The following is a 16,024-nucleotide window of genomic DNA, read 5'->3' as shown; positions in this document are numbered from 1 at the left end:
ATATATCAAGTGTTGCGTCACACTAGGTGCGCACCCCGAAAGCGTCAACGGTCTTGCCCGGATTTGCTGGGCCGCGAGGAGGATCCATGGCCGGCGAGGTCACCGAGCGCCACTACGAATCCCTGGCCGACCGGGCCTACCACGAGCTCCGCGACCAGCTGATCTTGCTCGACATCCCGCCGGGCTCCGTCATCAACGAGGCGCGACTGGCGCTCGAGCTAGGCATCGGCCGAACGCCGATCCGCGAGGGCCTGAAGAAGCTCGAGCAGGACCACCTGGTGGTGTCCTACCCACGCCGAGGCACCTTTGCCACGCCCGTCGACATCACCGACCTGGCCGACATCAGCGAGCTGCGCCAGGTGCTGGAGCCGGTCGCAGCCGCCCGCGCGGCGCGGCACGCCCGGCCCGAGCTTCGCGCGCAGCTGGCTGCCAAGGCCGAGCAGATCGGCGCGATGGCTCAGGAGCTTGCCGACGGGCGCTCGCTCATGGAGTACGACCTCGAGGTGCACCGGCTCATCTACCGAGCCGCGGGCAACCCCCACATCGAGGAGACCCTCGTCCGGCTCGACAACCTCGCCACTCGGATCTGGTGCCTCGTCCTGGACCGCCTGCCCGCCGTGGCCGCGCACATCCACGAGCACGTCGACCTCCTGCGGGCAATCGTCGACCACGACGCGGAACGAGCCGCTGCGCTGGCCGGCCGGCACGTAGCGCGCTTCGAGGAGTCCGTCAGGCAGGTCCTGTAGCGCGGGACTCGCAGCACCTCACGCCGCGACGCCGGGGGCGGTCGCGTCGGCGCCCCCAACGTCCGCAGATCCGGGACGACCGGCCGGCGTCATGGCCAGGATTTGGTTGCGGACAAGAAACCCTTGACGGCAGCGGGAGGGGTCGCCATACTTCACGCAACATCGTTGCAAAGGCTGCAACGATGACCGGATCGGACAACGATGACCGACAACCACGCGTCAACGGCCGCACCGCTGACTTTGGTGAGTTCGAGCCCGCAGCGGCCGCGGACGCGGGTCCCACACCGAGCGCCAGACCCACTGGGCCCGGCCAAGCAGTTACGCACGACCGTCCGGCACTCCCACCTCCCCCGTTAGCTCACAACCCCTCATCTTCATCGGCGGCGGCACCGCACTCTGAGTACGCGGAGCGGCAGCGACGTCGCCTCCGGTGGCACCTGACGGCGACCACCCTCATCGCCCTCGTGGCAGCTGCCCTGGCTCCCGGGACGAGCAGGGCGCCGCCGCGCATCGACCAAGCCCCACCCGACGAAAGGACAACGACATGACAGTCGGCCAATCTCCGGCCTCAGTCACGGAGCTGGAGCGTCTCAAGGTCCTGCACAACGGCGCCAAGGTCCCGCTCACCTTCTCGGACGCCGAGTTCGAGCGCCGCCTCGGCGGGTTGCGCGACATCATGGCGGCCAAGGACCTGGACGCCGTGGTGCTGACCTCCTACCACAACATCAAGTACTACTCCGACTTCCTGTTCACGTACTTCGGGCGCTCCTACGCGCTCGTGGTGACGCCCGACGAGCAGGTCACAGTGACGGCGAACATCGACGCCGGCATGCCGTGGCGCCGCAGCTACGGGGAGAACCTCGTCTACACCGACTGGCGGAGGGACAACTACCAGCACGCGGTCGGCGAGGTGCTGCGGCAGCGCGGCATCACCCCGCGGCGGATCGGTGCCGAGTTCGACACCCTCTCCCTCGACGCCCACGCCAAGTTCCAGGCCCTGTTCGAGGGTGCGGAACTGGTCGACGTCGCCCAGGACGCCATGCGCCAGCGCATGGTGAAGTCGGCCGAGGAGATCGAGGTAATCAAGCACGGCGCCCGGATCGCCGACCTCGGGGGGGAGGCGATCAAGGCCGCCCTGCGCGAGGGCATCAGCGAGTACGAGGTCGCCCTGATCGGCACCGAGGCGATGACCCACGAGATCGCCCGGACCTTCCCAGACTCGGAGATCCGCGACACCTGGGTGTGGTTCCAGTCCGGCATCAACACCGACGGCGCGCACAACTGGTCCACGACCCGGAAGCTGCGCAAGGGTGACATCCTGTCGCTGAACTGCTTCCCCATGACCTCCGGCTACTACACCGCGCTCGAGCGCACCATGTTCCTCGGGGAGCCGGACAGCCGTTCCCTGGAGCTATGGAACATCAACGTCGAGGTGCACGGGCGCGGGCTGGAGCTGATCAAGCCCGGTGCGGTGTGCAAGGAGATCGCCGCCGAGCTCAACGAGATCTACGTCGGCTACGGCCTGCTCGCGAACCGGACGTTCGGCTACGGGCACTCCTTCGGCGTGCTGTCGCACTACTACGGCCGCGAGGCCGGGCTGGAGCTCCGCGAGGACATCGACACCGTCCTCGAGCCGGGCATGGTCGTGTCGATGGAACCCATGATCACGGTGCCCGACGGTGAGCCCGGAGCCGGCGGTTACCGCGAGCACGACATCCTCGTGGTCAACGAGAACGGCGCCGAAAACATCACGAAGTTCGGCTTCGGCCCGGAGCACAACATCATCCCCTGCTGACAACGGCTCGCGCCCGGGGGCGGTCAACGACGACCGCCCCCGGGCTCGCAGGACCGCCCCTGGTCCCGCGTCCTCCCGAACGGAGCGCCATGTCCAACCACCGCCAAACCACGACGACGCCCACGCCCTCCTCAACGGAACCGGCCGAGCCCCACCGGGCCCCCGGTACCCCCGACGGCGGAACCGCCCGCGCCGGGTCCGAGCGACGCGCACGCACGGTCGAGCTGCCTCGCTTCCGCGGCCACGTCATCCCACCCCTGGACCGGGCGATCATCAAGACACTGCCGCCGGTGCTGATCATCGCCACCGTCGTCGCGGTCATCAACGACCCTGACGGCGCCGCGAACGTCATCGGCGGGCTGCGCACCCACGTCACCTCCGGCTTCACCTGGTTCTTCGTGCTCTACTCCGTGGTCGCCGTCGCGGTCTGCACCTGGATCGCGGTGAGTAAGGTCGGCAAGGTGCGGCTCGGCGGGCCGAAGGCACGCCCCGAGCACAGCCGTTTTGCCTGGTACTCCATGCTGTTCGCGTGCGGCCAGGGCATCGGCCTGATCTTCTGGTCGGTCGCCCAGCCGATCATGCTCCGCGACGAGGCACCGCTCATCCCGGCCGGCGACAACCCCGGCGAGGGCGGCATGGTGTGGACCTACTTCCACTGGGGGCTGACGGCCTGGGCGATGTACTGCGTGGTCGCGGTGTGCCTGGCCTACTCGCACCACAACCTCGGCAAGACCTTGACCTTCCGCGAGGCGACGGTGGACATCCTGCCGCGCAAGGTTCGTCGCCCGGCCGGCGTGATCGTCGAGCTGCTCGCCATCATCGCCACGGTCCTCGGGCTGGCCACCTCCTTCGGCTTCGCCTCACTACAGTTCACCTCGGGGCTGGCATCTTTCACCGGCATCGAGCCGGGGCCGGCCGTGTGGATGGCGGTGATCGGCGTGCTGGGCGGCCTGACCGCCGTGTCAGCCTTCCTGGGCGTGAATAAGGGCATGAAGCGGATCAGTGAGGCGAACTCGATCCTGAGCATCGTCCTCGTGCTGGCCGTTCTCGTCTTCGGCCCGGTGATCTACATCCTGTCCAACATCTCCCAGACCTTCGGTTCCTTCGTCTACTACTTCGTGCCTATGAGCTTCTGGTCGGAGGCCTCGGCCGCCACCTCCCCGCTCGCGAGCTGGCAGGACAGCTGGAACGGCTGGTGGACGGTGTTCATCTGGTGCTGGGTGATCGCCTTCTCCCCGTTCGTCGCTGGCTTCATCGCCCGGATCTCGCGCGGGCGGACGTTGCGCGAGTTCGTCATCAGCGTCACGGTCATCCCCTCGCTGATCGTCATGATCTGGGTCGGGGTCATCGGCTCGGCCGCCCTCTACTACGACGACGCCACCGCACGCTCGATCTCCGACGACGTCGCGGCCGACACCTCCAGCGGCCTGTTCTCAATGCTGGAGATGGTGCCCGCCGTGGGCGGCGTCCTCCTGGTCGTTGCCACAATCCTGGTCGCCACCTACTACGTCACGAGCCTGGACTCGGGCACGTATGCCCTCGCCGAGTTCGTGTCGGCGCCCAAGAAGTCCGGGCCGTTCTTCCGGGTGGTGCTGGTGGTCAGCATCGGCTCGGTCGCGCTGCTCCTGCTCACGATCGGCGGCACGGCCGTGGTGGACACGGTGCAGACCGGCACGATCATCGGGGCGTTCCCGTTCTCCTTCGTCATCCTGCTCATGATCGCCAACCTGGTGCGGCGCCTGCGCTACCGGGACAAGGCGGTCAAACAGCTCGAGAAGGAGGTCAACGACCCGCGCCACCGGCCCGACGACGACCTCGTCGGAGCGGACGGCCTCCCGCTGGCGCCGGAGCTGACCACGCCACCCACGTCCACCCCCCGCATCTGACCGTCAGGAGAACCATGCAGACGCCACCCACCGGTGAGGTCAAGCTGGCCCATCTGGACGCCCACACCTTCGCCGACTGGATCAGCTCCGGCACGCCCACCGTCCTGGTGCCGGTCGGCGCCCTGGAGCAGCACGGCCCACACCTGCCAATGGGGACCGACGCCATCCTGGCCGAACGGATCGCCCGGGAGGTGGCCGCCTCGACCGGGGCGCTCGTGGCCCCGCCGATCACCTACGGCTACCGCTCGCAGCAGAAGTCCGGAGGCGGTGACCACCTCGTGGGGACCACCAGCCTGGACGCAGCGACGTTGATCGGGATCACCCGGAACCTCGTGCGCGGCCTGCTGGACCAGGGCGTGAGGCACGTGGTGCTCGTCAATGGCCACTACGAGAACTACCAGTTCCTCTACGAAGGGGTCGACCTGGCGATCCGGGACCTGGGGCTGGAGGCGGAGGACGAGCGGTGCGTCCTGCTGCTGTCCTACTGGGACTACGTCTCGGAGCAGACCTTGGACGCGGTCTACCAGGGATCTTTCCCCGGCTGGGACGTGGAGCACGGCGGCGTCCTGGAGACGGCGCTGATGCTTCATCTGGAGCCGGAACTGGTCCGCATGGACCGGGCGGTGGACCACGAGCCGGCACAGCTGCCCCGGTTCGACCGGCTCCCCGTGGTGCCCGGGCGCACGCCGGCGACGGGGTGCCTGTCCGCGCCGCGCGGTGCCGACGCCGCCAAGGGGCGGCTGCTGTTCGAGCAGGTCACCCGGGACCTCGCCGAGGACCTGACCGCCGAGCTGGGCCGGCGCCCGGCGTCGTCGCTGGCCGCGGAGCGGGTGGGATGACCTGCCGCGCTCGGGCTCGGGCTCGGGCTCGGGCTCGGGCTCGGGCTCGGGCTCGGGCTCGGGCTCGGGCTCGGGCTCGGCCATAATGAGCCTCTCGCCGGTCGGACGGCGAGCCGACCGCCACAAGAGGGCAGGTCGGGCTTGGCCGTACTCATAGAGCGGAGGCGAGATGTGGCAGGCGCGACGACGCAGCCGGCCGGCCTAAACGGCGAAGGGTCCGGGCCGCGCGCGGCCTCCGTGATCCTCAACGTCATCGATGTGCTGCGCTGCTTCACCGTCGAGGAGCCGCTGCAGGGCGTGACCGAGATCGCGACCCGGGTCGGGCTGCACAAGTCCAGCGTGTCCCGGATCCTGGCCACCCTGGAGCGCGAGGCCATCGTCGAGCGCGACGACGCCTCCCGGAAGTACCGGCTCGGGCTCGGTCTGATCGCCGTGGCCGGTCCGCTGCTGGCCAACCTGGACGTGCGGCGCGTCTCCCTGCCAATGCTGCGGGACCTGTCCGCCGAGACCGGGGAGACCATCGCGCTCGTCGTCTGGGACGGGTCGGAAGCGGTCACCGTGGAACAGGTCCCCAGCGCGCAGAACATCAAGCACACCACTCCACTGGGCACCCGGTATACGTCTGCGCTCAACGCCTCCGTGCAGGTCTTCCTCGCCGAGCTGTCGGCCGATCGGGCCCGCGAGCTCATCAACGGAGGCGTGGCGGCACCGCCGGCGGAGTCACGCGTGAGTGTGGAGGAGCTGCTGAGCCGGCTGAGCAGGACTCGGGAGCGCGGCTTCGCGGTCAACTACGGCGACACCTATCCCGAGGAGGTCGGCATCTCGGCACCAGTGCGAGACCACCGTGGCGAGACGGTGGCGGGCGTCCTCCTGGCCGCCCCGCTATACCGGGTCAAAAGGGAGCGCGTCGAGGAGCTGGGCCGTTCCTGCGCGAGCACCGCGGCGCAAATCTCCGCACGCCTGGGCGCCCCGCCGACTTGACCCGACTTCGGTCACAGTGCCCGGGGGGCACCCACCGTGCGGCAGGTCGCACTCCCATGAGAGGCTCGGGACGAACCCACGCCCCGCCGGGTCTCGGGAAGCCTCTGCACAAGGCGCCTGCCCACGTCGGCGTGTCACGCCACCTCTCCGCGGACCTGCAGGGCAGGCCACGGCCCGGGATTACGATGGTGGCCACCCATAAACCCGACCCTGGCCACAGGCCAGAACTCTGTTCTGCACCATAGGATGACGTGGTCTCAAGATGGTCGGATGCACGTTTCGGGGACTAGATGACAAGCGATGGTGACGGGTCCAGACCCGTACCGAGTTACCCGATCGGGTCGGTTGACAATGCGCTCAGGCTTCTTGAGATGTTTCAGAAGCAGCGGTACGTCCGCGTTGCCGAGGCTAGCCGACACCTGGGGGTTGCCCGTTCCACTGCGCATCGTCTGCTTCAGGTACTCCAGTCTCACGGATTTGTCGAGCAGGAGCCGGACTCCCGGGCGTACACCGCGGGGCCCGCACTCATCAGGATGGCGGTCTCGGTGGTGCGCGGCCTGGACCTCAGGACGGTGGCGCGTCCGGTGATGGCGGACTTGGTGGAGCAGCTGGGGGAGACAGTGCACCTGAGCGTGCTGCGTGGCACGGAGATCTTCTTCGTGGAGTCGATTGAGACGTCCAAGGCCCTCCGGGTGGGCGCCCGCACGGGGATCACGCGTCCGGCGCACGCGACGGCGGCGGGTCGAGTGCTCCTGGCTGAGCTGGATCACGACGAGCTGCACCGCCTCTTGCCGGCATCTGGGTTGACGCGGCTGACGTCTCGGACGCTGACGAGCCGGGCCGAGCTTGAAGCCCTGCTCGCGACCGTGCGCCAGCAGGGCTTTGCAACGAGCTTCGGCGAGAGTGAGGAGGAGGTCGCCTCGGTTGCTGTGCCTGTGCGGGACAGCCACGGGCGCGTGGCGGCGGCGCTGGCCGTCGCGGCGCCCCCGTCGCGCCTGCTCGAGGACGAGGCCGCGACCGTAGCGGTGACGCTGACCGGCGGTGCTGAGCGGATCAGCTCCTCCTTGCCGGGATAGTCTCGCGCCCCTCCCCGGTCAGACTCGGTGCGTCGCCAGGACGGATGCGGGGAGAAGTTTCTCGACTGTCAGGCGGTCGGTCGTAAGCCGCTGCTCGCACGCGTACTGGGTGAAGGCTTCGAGGGTGCGTCGGTTCGGCTCGATGCCGTAGGGCCAGAGGTCGGGACCGAAGATGTCGGTCGCGGCACGTGCCCGGTCCGGCCCCACGGAACCGGGATGTGCGGTGCGGTCGCGTCGAGCATCCGGGCGAGGCTCCGGTTCTTCGCCTCGGTGAAGGCGGTGACGAGGTTTGGCGCCACCCACGGGTATTTCTCGTACACGTCCCCGCGAAGCACGAGGAGGTGCATGATCGGGAAGATCCCCGTCCGGCGGTAGTAGTCCTGCTCGACGGCGACAACGTCGGAGAAGAGCTGCACGACCTCCAGTCCACGGCGGTGAGGTCGATGCCGAATCGTGCTGGAACAGGGCACGCTGGGTAGACGGTCGCGCGCACCGTCCACTTGGGGAACCCGATGCGGCCCCCGGCCAGGGCCTCCGGGTGATCTACCGGCCCGTCCGCACGGACGAAAATCGCGGGGTGCCGGAACGACCGTGATGGGAAGACGGGCAGGCCAACGACGGACTCGTCGCCCCGGGCCCGCAGTGAGCAGTACTTCCCGAGCGACATCTCGGAGAGATCCCATTCCCGGAACTTGGTAAAGCGGAAGGAGATCTCCTCCACCTCGTAGTGCAGGGTCCTGAGGGCGATGCCGGTGACGGGCACCTGCCCGGTGCGACGTCGCGGACCTGGGCGGAGTCGTTGATGGCGAGCGTCAGCTCGAGTCGTGGCTTGCGCGGGTCATAGGAAGTTCATGCCTCCGTCGATCACGATGGTCTGGCCGGTGATGGCCCGCGCCGCGTCCGAAGCCAGGAACACGGCAGCACCGGCGATGTCGGTGGGCCGGAGACGACGGCGCAGGGCCTGACTCGCCACGATCTGGTCGACGGCGCTCGGCTGGGCGGAGTCCCGTGGGATGCCGGTGTCGACGGACCCTGGCATGAGGGCGTTGACCGTGACGTCATGGCTGCCCAGCTCGCGCGCCATCGCGCGGGTGAGGCCAACCACGCCGGCCTTCGCCGTGACGTAGTGCAGGTAGTTCGGTCGTCCGCCCAGGACGGTGGACGATGAGATGTTGATGACCGATCCCCCGCCCTCCTGGCGCAGTGCACCGGCCACCGCGCGGCAGCACAGGAAGACGCCGGTAAGGTTGACGTCGATCACTCGCCGCCACTCGGACGCACTGATCTCGTCGAACGGCTTCATGGTCAGCGCTGAGAAGATCGCCGCGTTGTTGACCAGGACGTCAACTTGCCCGTAGCGCTCCATCGTCGCCGCCACCATGGCCTCGGCACTCGACTCGTCGGAGACGTCCACCCCGACAGCGAACGCGTGGTAGCCGGCCCCGGTGAGTTCGTCGGCCGTCTTCCACGCGTTCTCGGCGTCCAGGTCGGCCACCACCACTCGGGCACCGGCGGCGGCGAATGCTGCTGCGAAGACGCGACCGATGCCCTGACCGGCCCCCGTGATGATGCTGACCTTTCCCTCCAGGGCTCGGTCGGGGCCGGCCTCGAGCGCCGGCTGCGCCTGATTCCTAGTTGCCACGTGTCTTCCTCCCCTTCGTGCCCACACACCCAGCGCTGCCCGACGCCCTTGACCGGGCTCGCCAGGCGCGCTTAGCATCACATGTGTTCGCCTGCGCGGTCTATAGTTCTGCAGAGCCGAACGCATCTCGTTCCAGCAAAGGGGACAGAGCCAGTGGCGGCGCTTTCTGAAGTCAAGCCCCTCGTCGAGCGGGACTGGCGCATGATCATCGACGGTGGGCCGGTCCGGGGGGATGGCGACGTCCTGGACGTCGTGAACCCGGCGACAGGAGAGGTGCTCACCAGGATCCCGGCCGGCACCGCCCACGACGTCGACCGCGCCGTCGCGGCCGCGAAGAAGGCTTTCCGAGCGTGGCGCGGCACCCCGGCCGCAGAGCGAGGCCGGCTCGTCGGGCTCCTCGCCGACGCCATCGCAGAGCACGGTGAGGAGCTCGCTCGGATCGACGCCCTCGACTACGGCTCACCGCTGAGGATGCTTCGCAATGACGTGCGGATCGCCGTCCAGCAGTTGCGATACTTCGCCGGCCTGGCGCTTGAGCTGCGCGGACAGTCGATTCCGGCGCGCGGTGGTGTCGACTTCACGGTTCTCGAGCCGTTCGGCGTGGTCGGCCGGATCGTCGCGTTCAACCACCCGCTGATGTTCGCTGCGACGAAGCTGGCCGCCCCGCTGGTGGCCGGCAACACGATCGTGCTCAAACCCTCCGAACACACCTCGCTGTCCGCACTGCGCATCGGGGAACTGTGTGCGGAGATCTTTCCCCCTGGTGTCGTCAACGTCGTCACAGGCCTTGGCGCAACAGTGGGGGTCCGACTGACCTCCCACCCTGACGTGCCCCGAGTGGCTTTCATTGGCAGCGTCGAGACCGGTCTGCGCATCCAGCGCCAAGCGGCTGCCGAGCAGGTCAAGACCGTGACGCTGGAGCTGGGGGGAAAGAACCCACTCATCGTCTTTCCCGACGCCGACCTAGAGGGTGCGGTCGCCGGCGCCGTCCATGGCATGAACTTCACATGGCAGGGGCAGTCCTGCGGCTCGACGTCTCGCGCCTACGTCCACCGCTCGGTGTGGACCGACTTCCTCACCCGGGTGTCCGCGGCCATCACCGGCCTCACCGTGGGAGACCCCCTGGACGATGCCACCGACGTCGGAGCCATCGTCAGCCGAGTCCAGTTCGAGAAGATCGGCCGGTACGTCGACGCCGGTCTCACCGACCACCGCGCGAAGCTCGTGGTCGGCGCGACGCGCCGGGACGAGAGCGGCCTGTTCGTCACCCCGACCGTATTCGCGTTCGAGGGCGGCGAGTGCGACTCGCCAGTCCTCAACGAGGAGATCTTCGGCCCGGTCCTTTCCGTCGTCCCCTTCGACGACTACGACGAGGTCATCTCCCGGGCGAATGCCCTCTCGTTCGGCCTCACCGCCAGTGTGTGGACCTCTTCCCTCGGCACCGCGCTGCGAGCCACACGGGATCTCGAGGCCGGTTACGTCTGGGTCAACGCGAGCTCCAACCACATCCCCGGTGCGCCATACGGCGGGGTGAAGAACAGCGGCGTGGGGCGGGAAGAGGGACTCGAAGAGCTCTATTCGTACGCCCAGCAGAAGAACATCTACATCCGACTCGAAGGGGAGTAGCGCCGTGGCCGACACCTACGACGGCATCATCATCGGCTCGGGCCAGCATGGCCTGATCCTTGGCACCTACCTGTCGAAGCTCGGCCTCAAGATTGCGGTCCTCGAGCGCCGGCTCATGTACGGCGGCGGACTGAGCACCATCGAACCCGGACCCCCGGGCTTCTACCAGAACCCCCACTCGATCAATCACTTCAACATCACCGAGACGCCTTGGTACAAGGACCTCGAATTAGCGTCCACCGTCCGCTACGTCACCCCCCGGTACGAGTTCGCCCAGCCGCACCTCGACGGCAGCTCACTGGTGATCTCCCGCGACGTCGAGGAGACCGTCGCCTCGATCGCACGCTTCTCCAAGAAGGACGCCGAAACGTTCCGCGACTGGAACCGGCGAGCAGAGGCCATCAGCAACGCCATCTTCCTGGCAGAGCGGTACTCCGAGCCGCTCGCGGAGGCCGAGCGCAACGAGCTGCTCTCGCAGAGCGCTATCGGCCGTGACTTCCTTCAGATCATCGAGCGCCAGCCGCTCGACCTCATCAAGCAACTGTTCGAGAACGAGCGCGTCCAGCTCCTCATGCTCTTCAAGCTCTCGCTCTTCGGCACCGTCCTCTACGACGCCGTGACGCAGAAGAGCCCGATGGGCGCAGCCGTCCGTGGGTTTGACCTCTCGGCCGGGTACCAGGTCTGCGTCGGTGGCAGCTGGAACCTCGCCCGCGGGCTGATGGAGAGCTTCATCCGGGCCGGTGGAACCTTCCTCAACCACGCCGAGGCGGCCAGCATCAGCGTCGACGGTGGCCGTGCGACTGGTGTCGAGCTGAGCGACGGACGCAGCCTCGAGACGCGCCAGTTCGTCGCCAGCACCATCGACGTCCCGCAGACGTTCAACAGGCTCGTCGGGCAGGAGCAGCTACCAGCCGAGTACCGCACCAAGGTGGACAACTTCCAGCAGACAGCCTGGAGCCTGTTCGGCGTCCACCTAGCCCTCAAGGACGCCCCCAGCTACATCGGCGCAGACTTCGACGCCAACATCAACCATGCCCTGAAGTACAACGTCGGCGCCGAGACGATGGAGGAGCTCTTCGAGCTCCACAACCAGGTTGCTCAGGGCCGTATCCCAGACCTGACCTCCTTCGGTACCGGGCACATCACGCAATTCGATCCGTCCCAGGCTCCTCCGGGGCACAACACGGCCTACGCGTGGTACGCCATGCCTTACGCACCGGGCGGTGACCCAAACAACATCGAGCCCGTGAAGGCCGAGATCACCGAACGGATCCTTGAGGTCTGGCGACGCTACGCCCCCAACATGACGCGGGACAACATCCTCCACGCGTGGACGTACACGGCGAACGACTACACCCGGGAGATCATCAACATGGTCAGGGGCGACATCTTCGTCGGCTCGTTCGCAGGTGAGCAAAGCATGTGGAACCACTTCGGCTACCGCACACCTATCCCGAACCTGTACATGGCCGGGTCCCCCACGCACCCGGGCGGTGCCATCTCCGGCGGCGCCGGCTACATCGTCTCGCGAATCATCGCTGAGGACCTCGGCCTGACCCCGTGGTGGAAGCCCGTCGACGTCCGGGCGGCACTGCGCAACCCGGCAGCGAACGCCGCACCGGTCGCCTGACCGACGAAAGAACGTCATCGGACAAGGGAGTCTTGACATGCAGGTCTGGAGAGCGACAGCAGTCGCCAGCGCCGCCGGCGTGCTCGTGCTGACGGCGTGCGGATCACCGGACGGGGAGGCGGCCGGCGGGAGCCCCGCCGCGGAAGGCGAGACCACGAGCATCACAGTCGGCGTGCTACCCAACGCCGACGTCGCACCGATCTACCTCGGAATCGATCAAGGCTTCTTCGAGGAGGCCGGTCTAGATATCGAGCTCCAGGTGAGTCAGGGCGGCGCCGCTGTTATCCCAGCCGTCGTCAGTGGTGAGTACGACTTCGGATTCTCCAACTTCGGGTCGATCCTCGTCGCCGCCGACCAGGGCCTGCCGCTCAAGCTCATCGCACCCGGCGCATTCAGCACCGGTGAGGTTGGCCGTGATGTCGCGGCCGTCGTGACGATGCCGGAGACCGGCGTCGACAGGGCAGCTGATCTCGCTGGGGCAACCGTCGCCACCAACACTCTGAGAAACAACTTCGTGATGACCGTCGGCCATGTCGTCCAAAGCGACGGCGGCGACCCCAACGCAATCCAGTGGACAGAGATCCCCTGGCCGGATCAGACAGCCGCGCTCGTCAACGGGCAGGTCGATGCCGCCGTCCTGGTCGAGCCTTTCCTGTCAGGGGCACTGGAGCAGGGCGCCGAAGCCGTGATCTGGAACTGGGCGGAGACGGACCCCGAGTTCCTTATCGCGGGCTACTTCACCACGGCCCCGTACGTCGAGGAGAACCCTGAGGTCGCCGAAGCCTTCACAACGGCAATGGAGCAGTCTCTCGCTTATGCCGACGAGAACCCCGACGAGCTGCGAGCGATCATCGGTGAGTACACGGAGATCCCGCCGGAGGCCCTGGAGAAAATGACCCTCTCCCGGTTCGACGGCGAGATCGACGTCGAACACCTCAGGGAGCAGTCCGCCCTCGCTCAGGAGTTCGGCCTCATCGGGAAACCGGTGGACGTGGAGACCCTCTTGCCATGACGCCGTTGACCGCCGCTTCGCCCAGTACGGAGGCGCGGCTGTCTCGCCGAAGCCCTCGATGTCGCTGCAGTTCCGGCACGGCTTCGCCCTGCCGAAGATGTGGACCGGCACCTGCTGGGCCTGATCCGCGTCGCCTTGTCGCTGATCTTCCGTGCCGCCGAGCGCCCGGCGCCGATCAAATCCGTTACCGGGGCCTGCGACGGCCCCAACGAGGAGCCCGACACGACCGCCGCAACCGCCTCACCCCGGGCAGCCCCATGCTGTGCAGGCGTGGCCTGCGCAACGTCTGTCGCTCGCCCACCGGCGACACCGAGGCCATCCGCGACCTCACCTTCGAGATCAGGTCCGGGGAGATGGTCTGCATCGTCGGCCCCTCCGGCGCCGGCAAGACCACACTGCTGCGCTGCATCGCCGGCCTGCTCCCGCCCACTGGCGGCGCCGTCACCCTCAAGGGCCAGCAGGTCTCCGGCCCGCCCAAGGGCATGGCCGTCGTCTTCCAGGAGTACGGCCGCTCCCTCTTCCCCTGGCTCACCGTCGCCCAGAACGTCGAGCTGCCGCTGAAGGAGAAGGGCACCGCCAAGGCCGACCGCCGCCGCCTGGTCAACGAGGCGCGTACTGGCGCGTCGGGCTCCTAGAGGGGTGCCGCAGTGTCCCAACGACGAAGTGGTCGCCCGTGAGCCCCACGGCGAAGTGGCCGGTGGCGTTCACGGTCACGATCGCTCTCATCGGGATGAGCGTGCGAGGGCCCATAGTGGGCGTTCCCCCGCTGATCGGGCAGCTCTCGGCAGACCTTCACCTCTCGGGCTCCACGGCTGGGCTTCTCACTTCTCTGCCCCTCCTGTGCCTGGCCCTCACCTCTCCCCTCGTCGCGGTCATCGCCCGCTGGCTGGGGCTAGACCTCACCCTGGTGGCCGGTCTGGCTCTGTTGGTCATCGCCACCGCCGCCCGCCCGTGGGGTTCAGCAGGACAGCTCGTGTTCTGGACCGTCGTTGCGGCCCTCGGAATCGCCGTGTCCAACGTGGTGACCCCGGTTGTCATTCGACGCCACGCCGGCAGGCGCACGGGAGTCTTGACTGCCATCTTGACCAGTTCCTACGGTGCGGGCGCGGCGCTGACCACAGCCGCAGCAGTGCCCCTCTCGCACGTACTTGGTTGGCGCGGCGCGCTCGCCGCCCTCGCGGGCCCGGCCGCGATTGCGCTGTGCGCTTGGGTCCTCAGGATGCGGCATGGGACGGACAGCCGCGGAGTATCGAAGGTGGGGGCAGCTGCGTCAGCAGAGGTCCTCGCTGTCGATGACACAAGACCAGCCGGCAAGAGGTCGGCCGCTTGGTTGAACGGTGACGCCTGGTGGCTTGCGGTCTTCTTCGGTTTGCAGTCCGCGCTTTTCTATGGAGTCAGCACCTGGCTGCCCGGCATGCTGCGGGACGGCGCAGGTGTGTCCGATGAGGTTGCCGGCACCGCAACCGCGGTTTTTCACCTAGTCGGCATCGGCGGAATGCTCTCCGTGCCGTTGCTGATGCGACACCTCGGCACCTCCCGACACGTCGCCCTCGTGTCGGCGGCCGGGTGGCTCATCCTCTTCGCCGGCCTCGACCTGGGCCCAGTCGTCTGGCTGCCCTGGGTACTGATTGGTGGCTTCGCCCAAGGCGCAGGAATCAGTCTCGCCTTGGCCCTCATCGCGGTGCGCCCGATCGACGCCGACTACGGCCGCGACGTGTCGGCCCTCGTCCAGTCCGTCGGGTACGGGCTGGGCGCGGTCGGCCCGATCCTCCTCGGCTGGCTTCACGACACCTCGGACGGATGGGCCACCGTGCTCATTGCCTGCCTCAGCACAACCGCCGTCATGGGCATGGTCGGGATGCGCGCAGCCACAAACCGCAGGATCGGCTCACCTATCGCGGGGCCAAGCGGAGGTGGAGCCTGAGGCCGCGTCGAGGCATCAGCAGCATCACACGCTGACCACGCCTGGACGAGGCCCCACGACTCGCCACTCCGAGCCCATGCGCTTTCCATCAGCAGCGCGCGTGCCTGCCGCAGCTCTAAGCCAAGGCCGATCGTTGGACAGGCTCGTGATCTTCTCCTCAAAGATCCAGATACACCCCGCCCCCCGGAGGGCGTCGCGCTGCAGCTGGGCGTCCTGCGCGTTGGTGGTGGAGACGCGAGCAAGCTAGACGAGATACTTCGCGACCGTGCGAGCATTGGCAAGGGTCGCATTACCTGCGGACCACACGGCCGGTTCTGAGACGGGTTGTGGACGCGAGAAGTGCCGTGGTTTGGACTCCGGCGAGCCGTCTCAAGAACGATCAATGCTGGAACGCAAGAGCCCTTGACCGGGGCACAAGGGCGCCACCGGGCACTCGGGTGGCGGCACTCGCCCGCCGGCGCCGCCGACCGGCGGCGCTCCTGGCACCGGAATCGGCAACATTCCGCGGGTCTTGAACGTCGTCGGCCGCGGTCCGAGTCGGCTCGGCGCCGTCGTGCGCTCCCCCGCCACGACCGCTCTGACACAAGCACCGATACGCAGATGAATGTCGCTATCGGTCTCAAGAAAGGCAGTGAGCCTCGACCGAATAATCCGATCGAGGCTCTGACCTGCGGCAATACGTCGGGCTGGCGGTGTCGGGCTGGCGGTGTCGGGCTGGCGGTGTCGGGCTGGCGGTCGGGCTGGCGGGATTTGAACCCACGACCCCTTGACCCCCAGATCAAGGCACCCCATCCGCACCCGTCCCCGATACGTCACTGCACGTCAGGGAGTCTTCGCCGACACCGGTGAACCTGTCCGAACCGGGGC

Annotated in this window: 12 protein-coding genes; 11 read left to right on the top strand and 1 reads right to left on the bottom strand. The window is 67.8% G+C overall.

Annotation, left to right across the window (positions count from 1 at the left end; translation table 11 throughout):
• Positions 1-86 precede the first annotated feature (86 nt).
• From ACF0H8_RS09825 to ACF0H8_RS09800, 6 genes are all read left to right on the top strand, one after another.
• Positions 87-746, top strand: a complete 660-nt coding sequence (locus ACF0H8_RS09825; protein ID WP_395288749.1) for a GntR family transcriptional regulator — start codon at positions 87-89, stop codon at positions 744-746.
• Between the two features lie 544 nt (positions 747-1,290).
• Entirely contained in the window at positions 1,291-2,541 is a 1,251-nt protein-coding gene (locus ACF0H8_RS09820; protein ID WP_395288748.1) for an aminopeptidase P family protein, read from the top strand.
• A gap of 89 nt (positions 2,542-2,630) precedes the next feature.
• Complete coding sequence (locus ACF0H8_RS09815) at positions 2,631-4,427, top strand: BCCT family transporter (protein WP_395288747.1); 1,797 nt, start codon at positions 2,631-2,633, stop codon at positions 4,425-4,427.
• A 14-nt stretch (positions 4,428-4,441) separates the two neighbouring features.
• Complete coding sequence (locus ACF0H8_RS09810; protein ID WP_395288746.1) at positions 4,442-5,266, top strand: creatininase; 825 nt, start codon at positions 4,442-4,444, stop codon at positions 5,264-5,266.
• A 171-nt stretch (positions 5,267-5,437) separates the two neighbouring features.
• Entirely contained in the window at positions 5,438-6,247 is an 810-nt protein-coding gene (locus ACF0H8_RS09805) for an IclR family transcriptional regulator (protein WP_395288745.1), read from the top strand.
• A gap of 290 nt (positions 6,248-6,537) precedes the next feature.
• Complete coding sequence (locus ACF0H8_RS09800; protein ID WP_395288744.1) at positions 6,538-7,323, top strand: IclR family transcriptional regulator; 786 nt, start codon at positions 6,538-6,540, stop codon at positions 7,321-7,323.
• An 838-nt stretch (positions 7,324-8,161) separates the two neighbouring features.
• Here ACF0H8_RS09800 and ACF0H8_RS09795 read toward each other — a convergent pair.
• A complete protein-coding gene (locus ACF0H8_RS09795; protein WP_395288743.1) occupies positions 8,162-8,965 on the bottom strand; it encodes an SDR family NAD(P)-dependent oxidoreductase in 804 nt (267 codons plus the stop codon).
• 81 nt (positions 8,966-9,046) lie between these two features.
• Between ACF0H8_RS09795 and ACF0H8_RS09790 the strand changes: the two genes are divergently transcribed.
• The 5 genes from ACF0H8_RS09790 to ACF0H8_RS09770 all read left to right on the top strand — a co-directional run bounded on the left by ACF0H8_RS09790 (position 9,047) and on the right by ACF0H8_RS09770 (position 15,157).
• Positions 9,047-10,591 (top strand): aldehyde dehydrogenase family protein, encoded by a 1,545-nt coding sequence (locus ACF0H8_RS09790; protein ID WP_395288742.1) that lies wholly within the window; start codon positions 9,047-9,049, stop codon positions 10,589-10,591.
• 4 nt (positions 10,592-10,595) lie between these two features.
• Positions 10,596-12,221 carry a phytoene desaturase family protein gene (locus ACF0H8_RS09785; RefSeq protein WP_395288741.1) on the top strand — a complete coding sequence of 542 codons (1,626 nt, stop codon included), beginning with the start codon at positions 10,596-10,598 and terminating at the stop codon, positions 12,219-12,221.
• Between the two features lie 37 nt (positions 12,222-12,258).
• Positions 12,259-13,233 (top strand): ABC transporter substrate-binding protein, encoded by a 975-nt coding sequence (locus tag ACF0H8_RS09780; RefSeq protein ID WP_395288740.1) that lies wholly within the window; start codon positions 12,259-12,261, stop codon positions 13,231-13,233.
• A 257-nt stretch (positions 13,234-13,490) separates the two neighbouring features.
• The gene (locus ACF0H8_RS09775; RefSeq protein ID WP_395288739.1) at positions 13,491-13,868 is read left to right on the top strand and encodes an ATP-binding cassette domain-containing protein; all 378 of its coding nucleotides are present in this window, start codon (positions 13,491-13,493) and stop codon (positions 13,866-13,868) included.
• A gap of 38 nt (positions 13,869-13,906) precedes the next feature.
• A complete protein-coding gene (locus tag ACF0H8_RS09770; protein WP_395288738.1) occupies positions 13,907-15,157 on the top strand; it encodes an MFS transporter in 1,251 nt (416 codons plus the stop codon).
• Positions 15,158-16,024 lie beyond the last annotated feature (867 nt).

Origin of the sequence: Georgenia sp. AZ-5 (genome assembly GCF_043952095.1) — a bacterium.
Classification (GTDB): Bacteria; Actinomycetota; Actinomycetes; order Actinomycetales; family Actinomycetaceae; genus Georgenia.
This window is presented reverse-complemented; position numbering and strand designations above follow the sequence as displayed.